This is a genomic window from Sphingobacterium corticis (assembly GCF_042684745.1).
Taxonomy (GTDB): Bacteria; Bacteroidota; Bacteroidia; order Sphingobacteriales; family Sphingobacteriaceae; genus Sphingobacterium; species Sphingobacterium corticis.
In genome coordinates, this window is sequence record NZ_JBHUMA010000009.1 from 145,396 (window position 1) to 168,125 (window position 22,730).

General features: G+C 41.4%; 17 protein-coding genes. 11 read left to right on the forward strand and 6 right to left on the reverse strand.

Going from position 1 to position 22,730, the window contains the following annotated elements:
- Positions 1–10: 10 nt before the first annotated feature.
- Both ACFSQ3_RS15310 and ACFSQ3_RS15315 read right to left on the reverse strand, forming a co-directional pair.
- Positions 11–2,323 carry a GH92 family glycosyl hydrolase gene (locus ACFSQ3_RS15310; protein WP_380870448.1) on the reverse strand — a complete coding sequence of 771 codons (2,313 nt, stop codon included), beginning with the start codon at positions 2,321–2,323 and terminating at the stop codon, positions 11–13.
- 26 nt (positions 2,324–2,349) lie between these two features.
- The gene (locus ACFSQ3_RS15315; protein WP_380870449.1) at positions 2,350–3,051 is read right to left on the reverse strand and encodes a basic secretory protein-like protein; all 702 of its coding nucleotides are present in this window, start codon (positions 3,049–3,051) and stop codon (positions 2,350–2,352) included.
- Between the two features lie 199 nt (positions 3,052–3,250).
- Here ACFSQ3_RS15315 and ACFSQ3_RS15320 point away from each other — a divergent pair, with 199 nt between their 5' ends.
- From ACFSQ3_RS15320 to ACFSQ3_RS15330, 3 genes are read left to right on the forward strand one after another with little or no spacing between them, the layout of a single operon-like run.
- Complete coding sequence (locus ACFSQ3_RS15320; protein ID WP_380870450.1) at positions 3,251–4,681, forward strand: sensor histidine kinase; 1,431 nt, start codon at positions 3,251–3,253, stop codon at positions 4,679–4,681.
- 9 nt (positions 4,682–4,690) lie between these two features.
- Positions 4,691–5,392, forward strand: a complete 702-nt coding sequence (locus ACFSQ3_RS15325; protein WP_380870451.1) for a response regulator transcription factor — start codon at positions 4,691–4,693, stop codon at positions 5,390–5,392.
- Positions 5,393–5,414: 22 nt separating this feature from the next.
- Positions 5,415–6,257 carry a transglutaminase-like domain-containing protein gene (locus ACFSQ3_RS15330; protein WP_380870452.1) on the forward strand — a complete coding sequence of 281 codons (843 nt, stop codon included), beginning with the start codon at positions 5,415–5,417 and terminating at the stop codon, positions 6,255–6,257.
- 45 nt (positions 6,258–6,302) lie between these two features.
- Here ACFSQ3_RS15330 and ACFSQ3_RS15335 read toward each other — a convergent pair whose 3' ends face one another.
- Positions 6,303–7,526 (reverse strand): hypothetical protein, encoded by a 1,224-nt coding sequence (locus ACFSQ3_RS15335; protein WP_380870453.1) that lies wholly within the window; start codon positions 7,524–7,526, stop codon positions 6,303–6,305.
- Positions 7,527–7,685: 159 nt separating this feature from the next.
- Here ACFSQ3_RS15335 and ACFSQ3_RS15340 point away from each other — a divergent pair, with 159 nt between their 5' ends.
- The 3 genes from ACFSQ3_RS15340 (at position 7,686) to ACFSQ3_RS15350 (ending at position 12,083) form a co-directional block, all read left to right on the forward strand.
- Positions 7,686–8,858, forward strand: coding sequence for a trans-sulfuration enzyme family protein (locus ACFSQ3_RS15340; RefSeq protein ID WP_380870454.1), 1,173 nt, complete (start codon positions 7,686–7,688; stop codon positions 8,856–8,858).
- 75 nt (positions 8,859–8,933) lie between these two features.
- Complete coding sequence (locus ACFSQ3_RS15345) at positions 8,934–9,383, forward strand: hypothetical protein (protein ID WP_380870455.1); 450 nt, start codon at positions 8,934–8,936, stop codon at positions 9,381–9,383.
- Positions 9,384–9,452: 69 nt separating this feature from the next.
- Positions 9,453–12,083: a TonB-dependent receptor domain-containing protein gene (locus ACFSQ3_RS15350; RefSeq protein ID WP_380870456.1), complete on the forward strand. Its 2,631-nt coding sequence runs from the start codon at positions 9,453–9,455 to the stop codon at positions 12,081–12,083.
- Between the two features lie 118 nt (positions 12,084–12,201).
- Here the strand turns inward: ACFSQ3_RS15350 and ACFSQ3_RS15355 are convergent, their stop codons facing one another.
- From ACFSQ3_RS15355 to floA, 3 genes are all read right to left on the reverse strand, one after another.
- Entirely contained in the window at positions 12,202–12,798 is a 597-nt protein-coding gene (locus ACFSQ3_RS15355) for a Maf family protein (RefSeq protein ID WP_380870457.1), read from the reverse strand.
- Between the two features lie 8 nt (positions 12,799–12,806).
- The gene (locus ACFSQ3_RS15360) at positions 12,807–13,325 is read right to left on the reverse strand and encodes a KdsC family phosphatase (protein ID WP_380870458.1); all 519 of its coding nucleotides are present in this window, start codon (positions 13,323–13,325) and stop codon (positions 12,807–12,809) included.
- A 117-nt stretch (positions 13,326–13,442) separates the two neighbouring features.
- On the reverse strand, positions 13,443–14,420 hold the full coding sequence (floA, locus tag ACFSQ3_RS15365; protein WP_380870459.1) for a flotillin-like protein FloA: 978 nt from the start codon (positions 14,418–14,420) through the stop codon (positions 13,443–13,445).
- A gap of 127 nt (positions 14,421–14,547) precedes the next feature.
- On the opposite strand from floA, the gene ACFSQ3_RS15370 reads away from it, so the two are divergent.
- From ACFSQ3_RS15370 to lpdA, 5 genes are all read left to right on the forward strand, one after another.
- Positions 14,548–17,985 (forward strand): response regulator, encoded by a 3,438-nt coding sequence (locus ACFSQ3_RS15370; RefSeq protein WP_380870460.1) that lies wholly within the window; start codon positions 14,548–14,550, stop codon positions 17,983–17,985.
- Positions 17,973–18,812, forward strand: a complete 840-nt coding sequence (locus ACFSQ3_RS15375) for a CheR family methyltransferase (RefSeq protein ID WP_380870461.1) — start codon at positions 17,973–17,975, stop codon at positions 18,810–18,812. The genes ACFSQ3_RS15370 and ACFSQ3_RS15375 overlap by 13 nt, the downstream gene beginning before the upstream one ends.
- 92 nt (positions 18,813–18,904) lie before the next feature.
- Positions 18,905–20,506 (forward strand): response regulator, encoded by a 1,602-nt coding sequence (locus ACFSQ3_RS15380; RefSeq protein ID WP_380870462.1) that lies wholly within the window; start codon positions 18,905–18,907, stop codon positions 20,504–20,506.
- Positions 20,507–20,590: 84 nt separating this feature from the next.
- Positions 20,591–21,121, forward strand: a complete 531-nt coding sequence (locus ACFSQ3_RS15385; protein WP_380870463.1) for a plastocyanin/azurin family copper-binding protein — start codon at positions 20,591–20,593, stop codon at positions 21,119–21,121.
- 136 nt (positions 21,122–21,257) lie between these two features.
- Positions 21,258–22,664 carry a dihydrolipoyl dehydrogenase gene (gene lpdA / locus ACFSQ3_RS15390; protein ID WP_380870464.1) on the forward strand — a complete coding sequence of 469 codons (1,407 nt, stop codon included), beginning with the start codon at positions 21,258–21,260 and terminating at the stop codon, positions 22,662–22,664.
- Positions 22,665–22,730 lie beyond the last annotated feature (66 nt).

The window sequence follows — 22,730 nt, forward strand, 5'->3', positions numbered from 1 at the left end:
CTGTTTATCATTATTTATATTTTCCTTCCATTTCTAAAGACAACGAATAAGGGAAGTCGGCAGCTTGCGTACCACGTTGCTTATTCGGTTGTGCTCCCATCGTAAAGTCGATTTTCGAACCTTTTTGAAGCTGTTCGTGTGTGATGAAGTTTTTCCCATGCGCTTTTCCATCTACACTAAGCTGCTGCACATATTTGTTTTCTGCGCTGTTCGCATCCGCTTGAATGGAAACTGTTTTACCGTTCGCTAAAGTAATTTCAGCTTTTTCGAATAATGGCGCACCGAAAACATACTCGTTTACGGCTGGACATACTGGATAGAATCCTAACGCAGAGAATACATACCAAGCAGACGTTTGTCCATTATCCTCGTCACCGCAGTATCCGTCTGGATATGGCGTGTACATGCGATCCATCGTTTCGCGTGCCCAATATTGTGTTTTCCAAGGTTCGCCAGCGTAGTTGTATAAATACACCATGTGCTGAATTGGCTGATTTCCGTGTGCATATTGTCCCATATTCGCTACCTGCATTTCACGAATTTCGTGAATCACGCCACCGTAGTAACTTTCGTCGAATACCGGAGGTAATGAAAATACAGAATCCAATTTCGTGGTAAATGCTTGATGACCGCCCATTAAGCGCGCTAAACCTTCAATATCGTGGAAAACGGACCAGCTATAGTGCCAGCTGTTTCCTTCGGTAAACGCATCACCCCAAGTGAATGGGCTAAATGGTTTTTGGAAAGAACCATCTTTGTTCTTGCCGCGCATCAATCCTGTGGAAGGATCAAATAAATGGCGGTAGTTCAAACTGCGTTTTTTGTATAATTCGATTTCTTTTTTCGGCTTTTTCAATGCTTTTGCCAATTGATAAATCGCAAAATCGTCGTATGCATATTCCAACGTTCTTGCCGCATTTTCATTGATTCCAACATCGTAAGGCACATAACCCAACTCCAAGTAATATGGTGCACCAGCACGACCAACAGCAGTCATCGGACCTTCGTTGTTCGCACCATTAAGCAACGCTTCGTACAATGTTTCAATATCGTATCCGCGCAAACCTTTTATGTGTGCATCTGATACCACAGAAGCAGAGTTGTTTCCAACCATGATGTTTGCATAACCTGGACTGCTCCATTCTGGCAACCAACCGCCTTCTTTATACGCGTTGGCCAAACCTTCTTGCATTTCCACATTGATTTCTGGATATACCAAGTTCAAGAATGGATATAATGCACGGAATGTATCCCAAAATCCAGTACCGGCAAACATGCGCCCAGGTAAGATTTTACCGTTGTATGGACTCCAGTGCACGGGCTCATTGTTTTTATCCAATTCGTACAATTTGTTCGGGAACAACACCGTACGGTAAAGACAAGAATAAAATGTTTTTAACTGCTCAAAAGTTCCACCGCCCACTTTAACGCGGCTTAAAGTTTTATTCCAAGCATCTTTTGCTTCATCGTGCACGTTAGCAAACGATTTAGCACCGACTTCACGACTTAGGTTTAGTTCAGCCTGTTCGTAGCTTATGAAAGAAGATGCTACGCGCATGTTGACTTGTTCGCCTCGTTTAGTTTTGAAACCGACGATTGCACCCGTATGATTTCCGGCAGCAGCATTTTCAGTCGCAGCTTGGTAAACGCTATCTTTCCAAATTTTCGTGAACGTTACATCCTTATCGAAGTAAATAACAAAGTAGTTTTTGAAATTCTCGTATTTGCCACGGCTATAACGACTGGAATAACCAACAATCTTGTTTTCTTCCGGAATAAATTTCACTTCCGATCCGCGATCGAATGCGTCGATTGCTACGAAAGAGCTATCGCCTTCCGGAAAGGTAAAACGGAATACCGCAGCGCGCTCCGTCGGCGTAATCTCCGTGGTAACATCTGCATCCGCTAAATAAACGCTGTAGTAATAGGGCTTTGCGGTTTCCGATTTGTGCGAAAACCAACTAGCGCGTTTATCTTGATCTATTTCCGGTGTTCCGCTACCCGGCATGATAGAAAATTGACCGTAGTCGTTCATCCACGGAGAAGGTTGATGCGTTTGTTTAAAACCACGCAATTTGTCGGATGAATAGGTGTACATCCAGCCATCGCCCATTTTTCCGGTTTGTGGACTCCAGAAGTTCATGCCCCAAGGCACAGCGATCGCAGGATAGGTATTTCCATTGGACATGGATACTTTTGAATCGGTTCCCATTAAGGTGTTTACCCATTCTTCAGGTCTTTCTACTTGGTCAATTTTTTGGGCAGAAAGTGTTCCGATCGAACAAAGTAACGATAGGGAACAAATTAAATAACGAAGGTTCATATTTCGAATATAACTAAAAAATTGTTCTATGCTTTATTATTAGCGGCAACGTAGGCAGCCCACAGCGTATCCAAATCCGATCCGGTCAGTGATGTCCAGATTTCCGGTGTATATGTTTTATTGCGCATCGCAACATCAAGAGCTTTCACCGTTCCTTTTTTCTTGTTCGTTTCAATCCAATCCAAGAAACGCGCGGAAATGCGGTAGCTGTTCTTGTAGTGATGATCTGGCTTCAGCTCTGGCAAGTTCCAATTTCCCGCTTTATTGTTTACGCCATATTTGTAGCGCACATAATCCGCAATACCTTCCACTAACCATCCCGGTCCGCTGTTGGAAGGATAAGCTTGCACAATATGCATCACTTCGTGTGTGACCACGTCGATATCTTCTGGCATTTTCTCCATCCAAGCTTGACTAATCACGATTTGACCATTGTGTGCGTAAGCGACACCATCATAAGCGGTATCGATTGTGATAGTCACTTCTTTCAAAGATTCTTTATTGAAATCTTTAACCAATTTGGGATAGTTCGTGAAGAATACATCTTGCAATCGCTGCTGTTGTTTTGCATCGAAAGTGGGATTCTGCGCATGAAAATGCAGCGTATAACCTTTTTTTGTAATGGTTTGCGGTTCTTGAGCCGAAGCCGAAAACGGCGAAGATGCTGCTAAAAGCAAAGCCACAGCGAAAGCCTTAAAAGCAGCTTTAAGGATTGAAAAGTTTAACATTGGAGTCGTTATAAATGTATAAAAAATGCTGGCTAAAAGCCATCTTAACAAATAAAAGTACTTGGAATTCAATAATATCGCTGTTAACGAAACCCCAACAAATTGTTAACAAAAAGTAAATCTACAACGCTTGACTAGTGCTTTTCCGTATCTTGAGGACATATATCGTTGAGTGCATTAAGAATAGATCGCTGTACACATGAAACTTACTTCTATCAATTTCATATACAAAATTGCCGCTGTATTGAGCTTTATCATACTCATTAGCTTATTGGTGTATCTGACGTATAATACATTTGTCCTTAACGACCAACAGTACCAAACCACCGAAAAACTTCTCATTAAAGAATCGTATTACAATGCTATCCGTAACGACAAGCTTTATCCTGGCGGACAGCGGATTTTCGACGAAAACATTAACACTAAGCTAAACTTATTAGATAGTTTGCAACTAAATGATGAGGAAGCATTACAGCAAACTGCGGAAAAAATTCTGCACGATATTCAGCGTGATCTTCGAAAGCACAACACCATGGACAGTGTATTTCATCAAATTATCCGCAACTTCCAACTTGGTGATGATTGGGAATATGCACTGAATGTAAATCGCATTCGGGTTTTCCTGACGGATGATCGGAAAGTTGATATTTATACGCCAGCGCCGATCACGAAAGGCGATCAGAGTACCACGTTCGGTATGAATGGCTTCCGCATTGGCGGAACATTGAAAAAACTTCGACCGCACAACGCCATCTCCGAGATTAATGTGAGCAGCGCAGAAGATTACAGTTATCAAGTATCTTTTGCCTTATTTGCCGATCGAAAAAATCGAACTTTAGCCCTGCTCCAACTCGTCGCCCCTGTGTTTCTATTGGGTATTTTCGCGATGGTTACCATTATCATTATTTACCTCGCTACCTATAGAAATTGGATTCGTCAAAAACGTTTGGCCGACATGAAATCGGACTTTGTAAACAGTATTACGCATGAGTTTAACACACCAATCGCGACGATACAGGTAGCCAACAAAACCTTAAAATCGCAACAACTGGTAAAAGAAAACAAAGGCATGGAAGCATTAACAGATGTAATCCAACGCCAATCTGCACGGTTGCAGCGGCTTTTTGCGCAAGTTTTGGATATCACATCGATGAGCGGTTATGCCTTAAAAAAGGAAAACACAAGTTTATCTCAGATCTTACACGATATTGTAGCCGACTATCAAATAAAAAGTAACGACTCCGCGATTGACATTTCTTTCCAATCCACTCTGCAGCAAGATGCTGTTGCCACAATGAATCCATTTTTCTTCACTACGATGGTATCCAATCTATTAGAAAATGCCATCAAATACAATAAGAAATCTGACAAAAAGGTTAAGGTTGAATTAATGGAACAACATTATACGTGGCGAATTCGGATTTCGGACAATGGGGAGGGCATACACGACAAAGAAATAAAACTGATATTTCAAAAATTTTACCGTTCAATGGAGAAAAGCGGAAGCGGATTGGGGTTAGGACTTTATTACGTTCGTCAGTGCGTTCAGGCGCATGGCTGGTCTATCGATGTGGAAAGCGTTATTGGTTTGGGTAGTACATTTATCATCGATATCCCTAAAAATTCGTAATATAGCTGTATGAAAACGCGCATTCTATATGTGGAGGATGAATCCGACTTAGGAAATGTTACCAAACAGTATCTGGAGTTGGTTGGGTTTGAGATGAATTGGTGTTTGGATGGATCGTCTGCGCTGAAAGCATACAATCAGGAGGCCTACGATATTGTCATTATTGATATCCAGTTGCCCGATATGGATGGATTTGCGCTAGCGAAGGAAATCAATCACATCAACGAACATGCTCATTTCCTATTTTTGACGGCAAGAAATTTAAAGGAGGATCGCATTCGCGGATTGGAATTAGGGGCGTTCGACTACATTACCAAACCGTTCGACGTGGATGAGTTAGTGCTTCGCGTGCGTAATTTTGTTAATCGGCAGCTACGCTATTCGGATACTCCAGTTGCTTCCTCTTCAGATGAAATACAGATGGATGACGTAAAAGTGGACTTAAAATTGCTCTCTATATCTATAGGTGACCATTTCAGCACCAGTCTTACGCTTCGCGAAATGGAACTTTTCACATACCTGTATCAACAAAGAAATCAGATTGTGAAACGCGAAGAAATTCTGCTCCACATTTGGGGTGACAACGATTATTTTTTAGGACGCAGTTTAGATGTGTTCATATCTCGACTTCGAAAGGTATTATCAAAATCGAGCAGCGTTAAAATTGAAAATGTATATGGGGTTGGCTTTAAATTGGTTTCTCCGAAATAGCATAAAATAAAACATTCCACGTATGACCAACAACGAATATCAAGCACTTGTATCCTTGTTGGACGATCCGGATCAGGATATCTTCCAGCAAATCGAACATACGCTGATTACCTGCGGGCCAGATGTAATTCCTTTTTTAGAAGAATCTTGGGAGGAATCTTTCAATCCCTTAGCGCAATCGCGCATTGAAAATATCATCCACAAAATACAGTTTGATCAGGTAAAAAACGATCTCCAGCTTTGGCAGTTACATAATTCATCGGATCTGTTGGATGGTTTGATGATAATCAATCGCTATCAATATCCGAACATGAATGAAGATCAGGTTTACTATCAACTGGCTGAACTTCGAAGTACGGTTTGGAGGGGTCTGATGTACGATATGAGCGCCATTGAAAAAGTCAAATTACTTAACAACATCATTTTCCGCGAGTTTGGCCTTTCCGGCAACACAGCCAATTACCACGATCCCCAGAATTCATTCATCAATCAGGTACTGGAAACCAAAAAGGGAAATCCGATTTCCTTAGCATGCATTTACGCTTTAGTTGCACAAAAACTGGATTTACCTATTTACGGAGTGAATTTACCGAAGCATTTTGTATTGGCTTACATGGATGAACAATCGCCACAAAAAGTTTTGTTCTATATCAATGTGTTCAACAGAGGACAGATTATGAGCGAAGAAGATATTTACGGCTTTTTGCGGCAGTTAAACCTACCGCTTTCGGAAGAATACACGATGCCTTGCGACAACACATCCGTGATTAAACGCGTGTTGCGAAATCTAATTTCCGCATATGAACACGTGGATAATCATGTGAAAAGAAACGATATTGAGCTATTGATGAACTTAATACAATAAACGTTTTTTTGAGGGCAGCTCGCTCAACTATTGCTGCAAGAGTTACTATCGACGACGTACTGTAGCTCGCGTGGTATCGGAACCGCCTCCATCTTCGGGAATTGTTCCACGTGCATCCAATGAAACACCAACCGGTGTACGTCCAGCGATTTGCAACACAGCGTTGGGAGCAACACCTCCTTCATCGTTAATGTTGAAACGTAGCACACCCGAGACAGCTCCAGAGATATCTACTGACGCATTAGCAACATAAATGTATTGCGCCCCTTCTCGCTTATCGATGGAAACACTCGACGGAGATCCCAATTGACTTTGTCCGCCTGAAATTACGCGATCCGGAGCTATTTGACTGTCACCAGTGTGTTTCGAAAACTCATTGAAGAAAAGAATACGCCCAGGTGAACCAACAGGAGCTTCCGTCGCTACCATCAGATCCAACGTCGGAGAATAGGCCATGCTCGTTAAATTTCTAGCAGTTGGAACAGATAAAGTAAAGTCTGGGTTGATATCTCTTCGGACGGAATCTGGACTATTGACCAACTTTTCAGTTAATTCGTTGTAAACCAAGATATCTGTCGAAGAAGAATTGTACGTAGAAACATACGTGCGATTTCTAGTTTCTTCCGGCCGAATACTGAGGTCGTGAACAAATAGTGCATAGACCGTCCTATTAGTAAAAGGGATTCGGTATGTAGGCAAGCTGATTCCATTTTTGGAACTCGGACGACGATACACATACAAGTCGGATTGCGTAGCACCCACTTGTGCCATAACCGAAGTTGGGCTAATTGTGGGTATTGTGCCGGTAGGCGCTGCTGCAGAGTTCGGCGCAAACAATAAATCACGATTTGGATGATAAACCAGCGAACGAACTGCCGTCAGCAATTCGGAGGTTATCACGCCTCGCTGTGCTAGTGAACCTCGCAACGTGTCAACGCTGTAAACCTGAATGGAATTATCTACGGCCCGAACATTTTGACCGGATTGAAATAAAAGTTGTGCTTCAGGACTGTAAACTACCGCTGAACCACCTAATGCATTAGTACGAAAACGTCTTGATATTGTATCGAACAATTCCGCATCTGCAGGTTCAACCAAATACACATTCTCTAAACCTTGTGTGTTATTTGTTGGTTGATATTCCGATGTGGAGATGTACAACCTACTTATCGGTCGACTGGGTAACGTAGGTTCATCATCATCTCGTAAACAGCCCACCATAGAGGTAGTGGCCAAAGCTAAAAGAACCAATCGACTCCAAATCTTCATGTGCGTAAATTATAATTCAACCACACAAAGGTAAAAAATAAACCGCAACGAAATATCGCGTCTCGCATTTCTTAACACATTCTGGCAGAAATCACTATTGATTACAAAAGTTGTTTATCGGTTGGAAATGAATAGTACATTTATGTACATTTGCCGTGTATGCAAAAAGACGAATCGAAAATCATCAGAAAACAGGTTCCTCGTTCGGATAAACGAGAACATTCTGTACCATTATATTTAACTTCTAGCTTCATTTTCGATAGTGCCGAGCAAGGCCGCGCCATTTTCGCCGAAGAAGAGGAAGGAATGGTTTATTCGCGGTATTCCAACCCAAATACTGATGAATTTATCAGCAAAGTGTGCATTATGGAAGATGCTGAAGCTGGACTATCATTTTCATCGGGTATGGCAGCAGTATTTGCATCCTTTGCAGCCTTCATCCATAGCGGCGATCATATCGTTTCCTGCCGTGCCATATTCGGATCAACACACCAGCTATTTACGCAATTGTTTCCACGTTGGGGCGTGACTACCACTTATGTTGATGCTGTACATCCCGAGCAATGGGAAGAAGCGATTCAAGAAAATACGAAGATCATTTTCTTGGAGTCGCCATCTAATCCGGGTCTAGAATTGGTCGATTTAGAATGGTTAGGATCATTGAAAAAGAAATATCCGCATATTCTATTTATGATTGACAATTGCTTTGCAACACCATATCTACAAAAGCCCTTGCAATATGGTTTCGATTTATCGATCCATTCTGCCACGAAATACATGGATGGGCAAGGGCGTGTGCTTGGCGGCGTAGCTGTTGGAAAGCAAGAATTGATTAATACGATGATGTTTTTCATTCGTCACACCGGACCTTCGATGTCACCGTTCAATGCTTGGGTAATTTCCAAAAGTTTGGATACATTAGGTTTGCGCATGGATCGCCATTGCTCGAACGCATTAGCTTTGGCAGAAGCTTTGGAACAAAACCCAGAAATTGAAGAGGTAAAATATCCATTTCTTCCGTCACATCCGCAATATGAATTAGCTAAGAAACAAATGAAAGCTGGTGGCGGCATTGTGACTTTTGTCGTAAAAGGTGGGTTTGAACGCGTTAAAAATTTTATTGATCAGTTGGAAATGATTCTTTGCACATCAAATTTAGGCGATAATCGTTCTATCGTAACGCATCCAGCCTCGACAACACACTCTAAATTATCAGAAGAAGAGCGATTGAATCTGGGTATCAAACCGGGGTCAATCCGATTATCTGTGGGCTTGGAGGATCAAGCCGATATTATTCAAGATGTAACCGAAGCTTTGTTGAAAACAAGGTAGTTCATCCAACCTTTCCGGAAAATCGCAAAGAGTACAATTTGCGATTTTCCTATTTAATATTGACATTTGTAGTTGATGATCAGAATTTTGTCCATATTTCTATTGATGATATACACCCTGACGAGTACGGGAGCAACGGTATATTACCATACTTGTGGACAGAATGCGCGCGTTTCCTTATCTGAAAATGAAACATCGCATCGTTCTTGTGCATTTTGTGCCAAAGAAGAACGTCATCATCAACACAGTAAAGATTGCTCGTCCAACCAAGAATCCTGCGATCATAAAAGCAATTGTTGCACCGACGTTCAAGTGCAATTAAAAAATAGCGACGAGCAAGTCGTTTCTGGATTTTTAAAAGCTTTCAACGTATTATCGCCAGCTGAAATTGTAATCCCTTGGATTATTTTATTTTACCAAAATTGGTTCGAGGAACCTACACAGAGCTTTTCTGCCATTTTAGATATTGGATCATTAAGCACCTACCCCGATCCATACTTATTGCATTGCAACTTCCGTATTTGATTTCTGTATAGATCAACATAAATCTGCCTTCACATAGGCAGCATTGTTTTACTATACACTAGAAATCACATGAAAAAAATTCTTTATATCTATATCGCCGTACTATTATCGGCATTACAAATTGCTTACGCGCAAGATCAATCGACTACCAAATTTGAAGTAGCAGGAAATTGCGGAATGTGCAAAAAACGCATTGAAAAGGCTGGGAAAGATGCCGGAGCAAAAGAAATCGTTTGGGATCCGAATACGGGTACCGCAGAAGTAACCTTCGACTCGAAAAAGACTTCACTTACGAAAATAAAACAAGCTATCGCAGCAGCTGGCCATGATACGGATGAGTTTCGCGCACCCGACGAAGTCTATGAAGCTTTACATACTTGTTGCTTATACGACCGCATGGGAGAAGAAGATCATGACGATCATGCACATGTAGGAAATGATCATAAAGGTCATGCAGATCACAAAAACGATAGCGGACACGACCATGACCACGACCATGAGTTACGCGGTGTCGTCGTGAATGAAAATGAGAATGGCAGCCTAAAACCGATAGAGGGCGCTACCGTTTATTGGGCAGAAGCTCCCCATAATAAAGTGCAATCTGATAAGGACGGCATTTTCAAAATCACACATGTGAAAGGCTACAAAAACATTATCGTGGAGCACACCGCGATGCAAGCCGATACCATTGAAGTTAAAAACCTACACGAAGTACTGGTTGTACAAGCGAAAAACAATGTACTTAGAGAAGTAGTGGTTTCTCGCAGACAAAAATCGAACTATATTTCTCGCATGAAGGCAACGCGCGTTGAAACGTTGACAGCGCGTGAGCTGTTTAAGGCGGCGTGCTGCGACTTGAGTGAAAGTTTTGAGACGAATGCATCCGTAGACGTAGTGAGCAGCGATGCCGTAACTGGAAGTAAACAAATTCAGATGTTAGGCTTAGCAGGAATTTACACACAACTGACGGTAGAAGGTTTACCGGGACCTCGCGGATTTGCGATTCCTTTAGGTTTAAATAGCATTTCAGGAAGCTGGATTGAGTCCATCAATATCAGCAAAGGAATTGGTTCGGTGGTTAATGGTTTCGAGAACATGGCTGGACAAATCAACGTAGAATTGAAAAAGCCAAATAATACCGATCGATTGTATTTTAATGCGTATGCAAATAACATGGGACGTACAGATGTGAACCTCAATGTATCTCAACAGATCAACGACAAATGGTCTGTAGGTTTTCTATTGCACGACAACTTTATGTACAACCGCCACATGAACTTCAGCAATAATGGGTTTCGTGATATTCCGGTTGGAAATTTATTCACTGGGGTAAACCGCTGGCATTATCAAAACGATAACGGCGTCATTGTTCAATTCGGTGTGAAATACCTTAATGATAGTCGCGTTGGCGGTCAAACGGATTTTGAGAAAAGCACGGATCAGTTTACCACAAATATATATGGTTTAGGTTTTACAAATAAACGTATCGAAGGTTTTGCTAAGGTAGGTTATGTATTTCCCACCAACCTACACCGAAGCATTGGATTACAATTATCAGGAAGCAATTACGATCAAGAAAGTTTCTTCGGTTTAACAGGGTACAACAACGAGCATTCGTCGGGTTACGCGAACTTGATCTTTCAGGATGTAATTGGCAGCGAAGCCCACAAATATAAAGTTGGCGCTTCTTTGCAATACGATAAATACCGTGAAGATCTTCGCTACACCGCTACCGACATCAACTACAACATGGGCAGGCAGGAACGAGTTGCGGGCGTTTTTGGAGAATACACATACAGCCCAGCAGAAAATTTAGATGTTGTTTTAGGATTGCGCCAAGACCATAATAATCTTTATGGTTGGTTCACTACGCCGCGTGGCGTTGTTCGTTATCAGCCAGCGACGAATACAACGTTGCGTTTAAGTTCTGGTCGTGGGCAACGCACAGCGAACATCTTTGCCGAAAATCTGGGGATTTTCGCCTCAAGCCGAAGCATTACGAATTTAGAAGGGATTGCTAATGGCGCAGGAGCTTATGGATTGCGTCCAGAAGTCTCTTGGAATACCGGATTCAGCATTGATCAGGATTTTCAATTATTCGGTCGTGAAGCAGGTGTTTCTGCGGAAATATTTCATAATAGCTTCCAAAATCAAGTTGTGATCGATTGGGAAAATCCGCGCGAAGTTGGCTTTTACAACTTGGATGGCAAATCCTTTTCGAATAGTCTGCAAACCGAATTCAGATTCATGCCTGCGCAACATGTGGAAGCGCGTTTAGCATATCGTTATTTGGACGTTCAGACTGATTATCAAACCGGGCGTATGACGAAACCACTTATCGCCAAGCATCGTGGATTTATGAACTTGGCTTACAATACGCACGCTGGCTGGTCGTTTGACTATACACTGAACGTAGTCGGCCCGAAACGTATTCCACCAACCACTGGCAATCCTCAACAATATCAGTTAGCTAATCGTTCCGAGGCTTATGTAACGATGAACGCACAGATTTCGAAGACTTTTGGCAAAAACAAAAATTTCGATGTATATGTTGGTGGTGAAAACCTAACGAACTTCTTCCAAAAAGATCCCATCTTAGCTTTCGATCAACCTTTCGGAGAAAACTTCGACACCAACATGTTGTGGGGACCGTTGACCGGTAGAATGTTTTATACCGGAATTCGCTATCACATCAAATAGTTTCGAAATATAGATAACGACGAAGCGATGGTTTTAAATATCAAAAAACCATCGCTTCGCTTTTTTAAACAGTTGGAGTGAGCTATTGCAAATGCGCACTGCTTAAAATTTCTAAGATTTAATCTACTAAGAATTGCTTCAATTCCTGATACAATCGAGCTGTGGGCAATCCCATCACATTCTCATAAGATCCATCAATTCGCGCTACAGCGATCCGTCCGATCCATTCTTGAATACCATAAGAGCCCGCTTTATCTAGTGGATTATAATTCTCCACGTAGTAATCAATTTCCGATTGTTCCAGATCGACAAACCACACGGCAGTGCGTTCTACAAACTGACGAACGCGTCCTTGGTAAGCCAAAGTAACGCCGGTGTACACGGCATGCTCTTTACCGGAAAGTCTTTGGAGCACACTTTTCGCTTCTTCGCGATCGGCAGGTTTACCCAACATTTTACCGTGTTCATCCGCCACCAAAGTGTCTGCGACAATAACCAATTTATCTGCGTATGTATCTGAAGAAAACACGCCCAATTTTACCGCAGCAATGGCTTTAACGATTTCTTCCGGACTGAGGGACGTATCAATATGCTCATCCGTTTCCGGAACTTCTATAGTAAAGTCCAGATCCAAACGTTGCAATAATTCTTGTCGACGTGGGGATTGAGACCCCAATATGATAGGAATATCTTTTAGCTTATCTATAATTGTCATATCGATTATTAAATACTTTTCGAATTAATTGTGCTTGGCCATTTGCCTTGAATTTTCAGTACTTTCTCTAAAATATCGCGTACCGCTCCGGCTCCGCCTTTCGCCGGCGACATATACCGACTAATTGCTTTGATTTCTTCCGCAGCATCGCTTGGGCAAGCAGGCAATCCCACCAACTGCATGGCATCCAAATCAGGCATATCGTCCCCGACATACAATACTTCACCTGCATCCACATCGAAATTCCGTATTAATTCTTGCAACAGGCTCTTCTTATCGGCAACACCAAGAAAAATGCATTCAATCCCTAAACCACGCAATCGCTTCTCTACACCGATAGATTGACCTCCGCTGATCACCCAAATTTGTATCCCTGTCTTAATGGCTTCCTGCATCGCGTAGCCATCGCGCACGTGGAACATCCGAAGTTGCTCACCGCTTTCGGTTACCAAAACTCGTCCGTCCGTCAGCACACCGTCTACATCCAGCACCACTACTTTGATCCGTTGAAATTCCCTCAAAATCATATGCTGCCAAAAATAGAGATAAACTTTTGGATGATTATTCCAATGGAACATTTGTCGCAAAAAAAAAGACCTTCCAATCGGAAAGTCTTTTTCATAAGATGCACTTCGTGTAATAAATTATTTTTTGCCCTGATCGTTTGGCTTTGCGATCGACGTACGCATATCCGTATCGGCTTGAATGTTTTGCATTTTATAATAATCCATAATCCCTAAGTTTCCATTACGGAATGCTTCTGCTAGTGCCATGGGTACTTGCGCTTCCGCTTCGATTACTTTAGCTTTCGCCTCTTGTGCTTTCGCGCGCATCTCTTGTTCGTTCGCAACTGCCATTGCACGACGTTCCTCCGCACGCGCATTTGCCACTTTCAAGTCGGCTTCAGCTTGATCCGTTTGAAGCTTCGCACCTACGTTCTCACCGATATCAATGTCCGCAATATCAATGGATAAGATTTCAAACGCCGTACCTGAATCCAATCCTTTTGAAAGAACAGTTTTCGAAATACGATCTGGATTTTCCAAAACATGTTTATGATCAATAGATGAACCAATTGTAGTTACAATACCTTCGCCTACGCGAGCCAATATCGTTTCCTCACCAGCACCACCTACTAACTGGTTGATATTTGCACGAACGGTGACACGTGCTTTTGCGATCAACTGAATTCCATCCTTGGCAACGGCTGCTACTGGTGGCGTATTTATAACATTTGGATTTACAGAAAGTTGAACTGCATCAAACACATCACGTCCAGCCAAATCGATTGCTGTAGCTAATTTGAAATCCAGCGGAATATTGGCTTTATCAGCAGAAATTAAAGCTTTGATCACCTTATTTACATTTCCGCCCGCCAAATAATGCGTTTCAATTTCGTTCGTAGAAATGCGTAGACCAGCTTTCGTAGAAGTAATCATGGCATTGGTAACCAATGCTGGTGAAACTTTACGCAAACGCATCAGTACCAAGTTTAGCAAACTGATCTTCACGTTAGACAACTGAGCTGTAAACCACAGATTTACAGGTAGAAGATAAAGCAATAAAAACAAGGCAACAACAGCGCCGACAATAATTAAAACGATTTGTATTTCAGATCCCATATTTAGATTAATTGTTATTCTCCTAAAGATATAAAAATATGCTGAATGATTCGTTAAAATATTTCAACATCTAAATCATTTTATCCATCTTTGATTTTGCGTTGACTGACGACTACCAAAGCATCTTATGAAAAAACACCACTTACTCAAGACCCAGTTTTTGGCTGGTGTAATTATAGCTTACAGCATTCTAATAGGTGCTTTTTTCTATTATCTTTCCAAACAAAATGATTACGCAAACAACACTTTTGAATTCTCCGAATCATTCCGAAGCAAATCAGAAGAGTTAAGTAGTTTTGAAAATCAATTACTTAAAATTTATAAGATTAAATCTGATTTTTTAATATACGGATCATCTAGACAGCTCTCTCAAATCAATGCGCACGCACAAAGTGCGCACGACTACCTATCCAATTTTGAAGAAATAAATCCATTCTTCGACAAAAACCTTCCTGAAATTTCCCGTTTACGTAAACTTCTGGCTGATGTCACAAATATCGATTCCCTGCAAACAGCGAATACCGATAAAAGTATAGAGGAAAGGGCTATTGCGATGGCTTCAGAAGAGCAACACATCCACAACACATGCGATGAGGTGATCGCAACAGTTTTTCAACTGAAAAAACAACGAATTGAACAAGAGAAGCATGCCCTGAATAATGCATTTAGGATTGTTCTCCCCTTAGGCATTATCGCTTTGTTGGCGATTTTGTATGTATTATATGCCACATTTAATGTAAGTGAAGGAATGCGTGTTTATTCTGTTCGGGAGAAAAAATCCAGAGCGGAGCTAAGCGTGGCTAATGAGCGCTTCGAAACGATTAATTGGATTTTGCAAAGAACGAATAATATTTACGATGATCTGATAGGGATTGATGAAATCGAAAAAGTGGGGAATATAGCCTTAGATAGTATTGCCCAATCTCTCACGGAATCTTTCTATGCGGGAGCCATATATGTAAAGTCGGAGAAATCGGACGTGTTTAAAAGAATAGCTATTTTAGGATTCGACACAACGGAAACCATCAATGAATTTAAAATAGGGCAAGGCATTCTTGGCTTGGCAGCCCAAGACAAAAAGCAAAAAATCTATGAGCCAGAAGAAAACGCATATATCCATTTAAACAGCACCTTTATTGATCGGATCAATCCGCAAATCGCGCTTGTTCCCATCGTACATGAGCATGAGATCGTCGGATTGCTTGAGTTTGCCGGCAAGATTGATGACGATAATAAAGAACGAATCACCGAATATTTATCTCGAGCAACACGTACCGTAGCGGCAGCTATTAAATCTGGAAAAAACCATGCGGTAGTGCAAAAGCTTTTGGAGATGACCCAAAAGCAAACGGAAGAGTTACAAGCTCAACAGGAAGAACTTCGTATTACCAACGAGGAATTAGTCCATAAAACGAATATGCTTGAATCTTCTGAGGAGGAACTTCGCGTGCAGCAGGAAGAACTTTCGCAGTCTAACCGCGAGCTAAATGTCAAAGCCGCGGAACTTGAAAATCGCAACTTGGAACTCAAGCAGGCTCAAAAAGACGTAGAGCTAAAAATCAAAGAAGTAAAGCAGGCCAGTGAATACAAATCGGAATTTATGGCTAATATGAGCCACGAACTTCGTACGCCATTGAATAGTATTCTAATACTAGCCAAAATACTACAGGATAATAAAACCGCAAACCTTACTGATGAGCAATGTAAGTATGCTTCGGTCATTTACGGCGCAGGCTCGGACTTGTTGGAGCTTATTAACCAGCTGCTGGATCTAGCAAAAATAGAATCTGGCAAAGTAGAGGTGCTATCTGACAATATACATTCGAGCGGCTTAGTACTTAGGCTGGAGAATCTGTTTAAACAAACGGCGCAAGCGAAGAATATTACTTTTAGCAGTTCTAAAGAAACATTCCCAGATTATTTCGTGTCCGACGAATATCGACTGGAACAGGTTTTGAAAAACTTTTTATCCAATGCTTTTAAATTTACCAATGCTGGAGGGAAAGTACTTTTAGCGTTGTCGCATGATGAAAAAGAGCTTCATTTTTCGGTTGTAGATAATGGAAAAGGTATTCCAGCGGAAAAAATTGAACTTATTTTCGAAGCGTTCCGTCAAGTAGATGGTTCTACGAACCGCAAATACGGCGGTACCGGATTAGGGCTTTCTATTAGCCGCGAAATCGCGACCTTGTTAGGAGGACGAATAGATGTGGAAAGTCAGATCAATGAAGGTAGCCGATTTACACTTTCGATCCCTTATACAAACCTCGCTCCTCGCACAATCAGTACGCAGGAAGTGTTGGAAAGTCAGGTCTTAGCATCTAACCCCAAAGCTTTGGAAAGCTTAAGCGTAGAACTTTCTAAGGATGCCGGAAAGTCAAGGACAATTTTAATCATAGAAGATGACTTCAACTTTGCCAACATCCTTAAAGATTTCGCGGAACAATTTATGTTTGATACGCAAATTGCATACGATGGCGAACAAGGTATTGAGATGGCCAAAAAACACCTTCCAGATGCCATTATTTTGGATGTTATGCTTCCTATATTCGATGGATGGGAGGTGTTACAAACCTTAAAGGCTGATCCGGTCACAAAATTTATTCCCGTGCACATGATGTCGTCGGCCACCTACAACCAGAAAGACATCTTAGAGCGCGGAGCTATCGGATTCTTGCCTAAACCTTTGTCGGAAGAACATATCAAGAAAGTCTTTTCCAACATTATTCTCAATATTGATCAAGGCGTGCAGAAAGTACTTTTAGTCGAAGATCAAGAAGTGATGAGCGATCTCATCAAGAATACTTTCGCCGAAAAAAACATCAATTTGCTACAGGCATTTACTAAAAAAACGGCGCTCGAAAAATTACGAACAGAGGAAAACATTGATTGTGTTATTTTGGATGTAAGTCTGCCCGACGGCAATGGCTTGGATTTATTGGAAGAAATTAAAACAGACGAAAACCTCAAACATATTCCGGTCTGCATCAATACGGCGGAGGATCTTTCGGAAGAGCAAGCATATCGTATTCGTAAATACACAAAAGCCTTAATCCGTAAAGATGGTACCTCAAATAGTCGACTCATAGACGAGGTTGGGCTGTTTCTCAATAAGCTAAATGATTCTGAGTATCAACCTATCCACCATAGTAGAAGCTTTGAGAAAGCAAAAATTACCGATGCGGATACGCTTAAAGGCAAACGGGTACTATTGGTAGATGACGATATGAGAAACGTATTTGCATTGACGACGGCATTGCAGGAGCATGAGTTGATCATCGAAATTGCCAATAATGGGCGGGAAGCGTTGGAGGCGATGGAGGCTGCGAAGGAGAACTTTGATATCGTGTTGATGGATATAATGATGCCCGAGATGGATGGTTATGAAGCTATAGAACATATTCGTAGCGAACCAAAAAATGCCAAGCTCCCTATTATTGCGGTAACAGCAAAGGCGATGAAAGGCGATCACGAAAAACTTATTCAATTAGGCGCTAACGATTATGTGAGTAAACCGATAGATATGCGCCAGCTTATAGCTTTGATGCAGGTATGGTTAAGTTAGAAGAAGATTTACCACAACATATTACTTTCGAGCAGTTAGAGGATTTTGTGACGCTCTTGATGAATATATCGGGTTTTGATCTTTCCGGATATACCCGTTCCTCATTAAAACGCCGCGTAGAACGCGTGATGGGACTAAACGGAATGGATTATACCTGCTTAAAAAATGCGCTGACTAACAAATCAAACTTCCCCACCTATTTGATGCACGAGATCACGGTTAATGTGACCGAAATGTTTCGAGATCCGCTTTTTTATCAAGAATTGGAGCAATCTGTCGTGGCCTATTTACGTACATTTCCACGTATTAAAGCCTGGAGCGCCGGTTGCTCTAGCGGAGAAGAAGTGTATTCGTTAGCTATCCTTTTAGCGGAAAACAACCTGTACGAACGATCATTCATATACGGCACAGATATTAATACCTCGGTAATAGATATTGCCAAAAAAGGCATCTATCCACTACAAAAAATCAAAACCTATTCGGAGAATTTCCAGCAGTACACCAGCAACATTTCGCTTTCAAAATATTACACGGTAAAATATGGGATGGCAATCGTGATCAACGAACTGAGGAAAAACTTGCTTTTTTCTACGCATAATTTAGCAACGGATAATGTTTTTAATGAATTCCAGTTAATAAGCTGTCGGAATGTACTCATATATTTTAGTTTAGAATTGCAACGCCGTGTCATTCAACTGTTTTATGATTCTTTGTGCCCATTCGGCTTCCTTTGCTTAGGAAGTAAAGAAAGTTTAGTAAACCATGAGATTAAAAATAAATTCAGAGTCGTCAGTAGAAAATACAATATCTACCAAAAAATTGCATAACAACTGGAACCTCTATCCGTCCGTTTACTTTAAATTAATTCCTATATTACCTACGACGAAATAAGCATCTGTTTTGGCTAATGCCCAATACCATGAAAAAAATAAACCTACTCATTCTTGATGATCGGGAAGAAAATATCATCAGCCTAACTGCGCTTCTGCAAGAACTTGATGGTATCAATATCATATCACTTACCGACCCCAACGAAGCGCTCAAAGTGTGTTGGCACGATGACATCTCCATAGCCATGGTAGATGTGCAGATGCCGGAAATAAATGGGTTTGAATTTGTTTCTCTGCTAAAATCTAACCCGAAGACAAGCCATATTATGGCTATAATGGTAACGGCGATTTCTAAAGAAGATCGGTATTTGTTGGAAGGGCTGCAAAGTGGCGCGGTGGATTATTTGTACAAACCTCTTAACCCAGATATTACGCGAGCTAAAGTAAAATCTTTTGTTCAGCAAATTCGTTTGCAAGACGAGGTTAAGGAGAAAAATTTAGAGATGCAGCGTGCAGCAAAAGAACTTTTAATTGCGAAAGAAGAAGCGGATCACGCAAGACAATCAAAGGAAATTTTCTTGGCAAATATGAGCCACGAGATTCGCACGCCCATCAACGGTATCATGAGCATCATCCATGCGCTGAAAAATTCACCTTTGAATACAGACCAACTGGAATGGATCGGCATGTTAGATAATGCTTCTCAATCTTTACTCATGATTATCAACGATATTTTGGATTTATCGCGTATTGATGCCGGCAAGTTTAAAATTGAGGTAGAGGATTTTTCCCTTAACAAATTCATTGCAGACATGGATCGTATGTTCCGCATAAAAGCAGATCACAAGGGGTTAGATTTCATCATTGAGAAGGAAGGAGTATTACCGGATTATGTCATTTCCGATGCCTTACGTTTGCAACAAATCATCAGCAATTTCATCGCTAATAGTTTAAAGTTTACAGAAAAGGGAAGTATTACTTTCCATATTAAATTGATTGAATGTTTGAAATCCAGTTTCAAAATTCGATTTACTGTTCGCGACACCGGGATAGGTATTCAGCAGGAACATTTACCGAAAGTTTTTCAAGCCTTTGAGCAAGCTGATGGAGCAATTACAAAGCGATATGGTGGCACCGGCTTGGGGCTAGCTATTGTTAAGAAATTAGCTTTTTTATTAAACGGCGAGGTCGGCGCAGAAAGTGTCCCCGGTGAAGGGTCAAGTTTCTTTTTTGAGGCTTCATTCGAAAAGAGTGAAACCGAAAAAGATGAAAAAATTCATCAACCGTACACCAATTTTCCAAAACTTGTTGGTGCGAAGATCTTGGTAGCGGAAGACAATGAATTGAATGGCTTTATGCTAGATCATATGCTGAAAACCTGGGGTTGCGAGGTCGATTTGGCGAAGAATGGTCAGCAAGCACTCGATTTGGTCGAACTAAAACCATATCATGTCATACTAATGGATACACATATGCCTGTAATGAGTGGTTTCGATGCTATAAAAGCGATAAAAGCACATACTGATCCGGCAAAACAGTCGATTCCTATCATCACCATATCAGCTTCAGTACTTGCGCACGAACAAGCGGCAGCGTACGAAGTTGGCGCACGCTATGTTGTAGGAAAACCTTTCGATCCGCTCGATCTTTATGAAAAGATTTCCGACTTACTGAAAGAAAAGCAAACATAGATTTGACTTTCCGTGTTAGGAATATGCCATCAATGTGATGAATATTATGTAAATTCGTTCTAATAAATACAAACAATATAGACTATGAAAAAAATCTTTATTGCCCCTCTAGCAGCTTTAGCCATCGGTTTAGCATCTTGCGGAGGCAACACGGACTCAGAAAAAAAAGATAATACACCTTCTGAAGAAGCGACTCCAGTATCGGAATCGGCTACCGTACCAGGTATTGAAAATGTCGAAATTTCAAACACATGGAAAGTAGAAGGTAACGATCAAATGAAATACGACGTTAACTTGATCCGCGTTAAAGCTGGTGAACCAGTGGAGTTGACATTGAAAAATGTGGGTGAACTACCTATCGAATCTATGGGACACAACTTAGTCGTATTAAATCCAAGTGTAGATATCCCAACATTCGGAAGCGAAGCTTCTGCTGCTGCAGATAACGGATACATTCCTAAATCTTCGTTGAGCTCCATCGTTGCGCACACAAAATTATTAGGTCCAGGTGAAGAAGATAAGATTTCTTTCACATTGGAGCCGGGCGTATATCCATACATCTGTAGTTTCCCTGGCCACTTTGGTATTATGCAAGGAAAAATCGTAGCGGAATAAGCTCCGATAAACTTTATAGAAAACCGACTTGCTATCCAGCTTGTCGGTTTTTTTATTTATCGTACTGATTTTACGGTGATATGTTCGACGATTGTTAATTAAATCGTATTTTTGGGAATAGATAAAACACAACCATATGCAGTATGACGTAATCGTAGTCGGAAGTGGGCCAGGCGGATATGTAGCCGCCATCCGTTGCACTCAGTTAGGACTAAAAACAGCTGTAGTAGAAAAATACAGCACATTTGGTGGAACTTGCCTTAACGTAGGATGTATCCCTTCCAAAGCCTTATTAGACACTTCGGAGCACTACCACAATGCTGCTCATAATTTTGCTGATCACGGAATCAGCCTAGATAGCCTAAAGATCGATGTTAAGAAAATGATCGATCGCAAAAATGATGTTATCGCACAAAACACAGCAGGTATTACTTTCTTGTTCAAAAAGAACAAAATCGACAGTTTTGAGGGCGTTGGTTCGTTCGTGGACAAAAACACCATCAAAATCGAAAAAGAAGGTAAAGATGCACAAGAAATAAAAGGTAAAAACATCATCATCGCAACAGGTTCCAAACCGACTGCTTTGCCATTTTTGCCAATCGACAAAAAACGAATCATCACTTCTACGGAAGCGTTACAGTTACAAGAAATTCCTAAACACCTTATCGTTATCGGTGGCGGTGTAATTGGTTTGGAACTGGGTTCAGTTTACGCGCGTTTAGGTGCTAAAGTTTCGGTTATCGAATATGCTAAATCCATCATTCCAACGATGGATGCATCATTAGGAAAAGAATTGCAACGTGTGTTGAAAAAACAACTTGGTTTCGAGTTTTTCTTAGGCCATAAAGTTACGGGCGCAACCGCGGAAGGAAGTGAAGTAACAGTTACCGCTGAGGATTCGAAAGGTAAAGAAGTTTCTTTCCAAGGCGATTACTGCATTGTAGCTGTAGGTCGTACAGCGTATACCGAAGGTTTAGGTTTAGAAACCATCGGTATCAAAACCGAAGAACGCGGAAACAAAATCCCTGTCAACGAGCATCTAGAAACATCCGTTGAAGGTGTTTATGCCATTGGTGATGTGATCAAAGGCGCGATGTTGGCACACAAAGCCGAGGACGAAGGTATTTACGTTGCTGAACGTATTGCCGGACAAAAACCGCATATTGATTATAATGCAATTCCTGGTGTGGTTTACACATGGCCGGAAGTTGCTGCGGTTGGTCAAACAGAAGAGCAGTTGAAAGAAGCCGGTAAAAAATATAAAACCGGAAGCTTTTCGTTTAAAGCTTCGGGTCGTGCGAAAGCATCCGGTGACACTGATGGATTCGTCAAAGTTTTAGCGGATGCCGAAACCGATGAGATTCTTGGTGTTCACATGATCGGCCCACGCGCTGCAGACATGATCGCCGAAGCGGTGATAGCATTAGAATACCGCGCATCTGCTGAAGATGTAGGTAGAATTTGTCATGCTCACCCAACCTATACTGAAGCATTCAAAGAAGCTGCCTTAGCAGCTACAGATAACCGAGCAATTCACGCTTAGGTCGTCAGAAATAAGAAAGGGAAACGCAATGTTTCCCTTTCTTATTTCTATTTATTCCCTTAACAA

Bases quoted from the DNA above. Each gene is read 5' to 3' on its own strand.
- ACFSQ3_RS15310 (WP_380870448.1), bottom strand. From the start codon at position 2,323: ATGAACCTTCGTTATTTAATTTGTTCCCTATCGTTACTTTGTTCGATC.
- ACFSQ3_RS15315 (WP_380870449.1), bottom strand. From the start codon at position 3,051: ATGTTAAACTTTTCAATCCTTAAAGCTGCTTTTAAGGCTTTCGCTGTG.
- ACFSQ3_RS15320 (WP_380870450.1), top strand. From the start codon at position 3,251: ATGAAACTTACTTCTATCAATTTCATATACAAAATTGCCGCTGTATTG.
- ACFSQ3_RS15325 (WP_380870451.1), top strand. From the start codon at position 4,691: ATGAAAACGCGCATTCTATATGTGGAGGATGAATCCGACTTAGGAAAT.
- ACFSQ3_RS15330 (WP_380870452.1), top strand. From the start codon at position 5,415: ATGACCAACAACGAATATCAAGCACTTGTATCCTTGTTGGACGATCCG.
- ACFSQ3_RS15335 (WP_380870453.1), bottom strand. From the start codon at position 7,526: ATGAAGATTTGGAGTCGATTGGTTCTTTTAGCTTTGGCCACTACCTCT.
- ACFSQ3_RS15340 (WP_380870454.1), top strand. From the start codon at position 7,686: ATGCAAAAAGACGAATCGAAAATCATCAGAAAACAGGTTCCTCGTTCG.
- ACFSQ3_RS15345 (WP_380870455.1), top strand. From the start codon at position 8,934: ATGATCAGAATTTTGTCCATATTTCTATTGATGATATACACCCTGACG.
- ACFSQ3_RS15350 (WP_380870456.1), top strand. From the start codon at position 9,453: ATGAAAAAAATTCTTTATATCTATATCGCCGTACTATTATCGGCATTA.
- ACFSQ3_RS15355 (WP_380870457.1), bottom strand. From the start codon at position 12,798: ATGACAATTATAGATAAGCTAAAAGATATTCCTATCATATTGGGGTCT.
- ACFSQ3_RS15360 (WP_380870458.1), bottom strand. From the start codon at position 13,325: ATGATTTTGAGGGAATTTCAACGGATCAAAGTAGTGGTGCTGGATGTA.
- floA (WP_380870459.1), bottom strand. From the start codon at position 14,420: ATGGGATCTGAAATACAAATCGTTTTAATTATTGTCGGCGCTGTTGTT.
- ACFSQ3_RS15370 (WP_380870460.1), top strand. From the start codon at position 14,548: ATGAAAAAACACCACTTACTCAAGACCCAGTTTTTGGCTGGTGTAATT.
- ACFSQ3_RS15375 (WP_380870461.1), top strand. From the start codon at position 17,973: ATGGTTAAGTTAGAAGAAGATTTACCACAACATATTACTTTCGAGCAG.
- ACFSQ3_RS15380 (WP_380870462.1), top strand. From the start codon at position 18,905: ATGAAAAAAATAAACCTACTCATTCTTGATGATCGGGAAGAAAATATC.
- ACFSQ3_RS15385 (WP_380870463.1), top strand. From the start codon at position 20,591: ATGAAAAAAATCTTTATTGCCCCTCTAGCAGCTTTAGCCATCGGTTTA.
- lpdA (WP_380870464.1), top strand. From the start codon at position 21,258: ATGCAGTATGACGTAATCGTAGTCGGAAGTGGGCCAGGCGGATATGTA.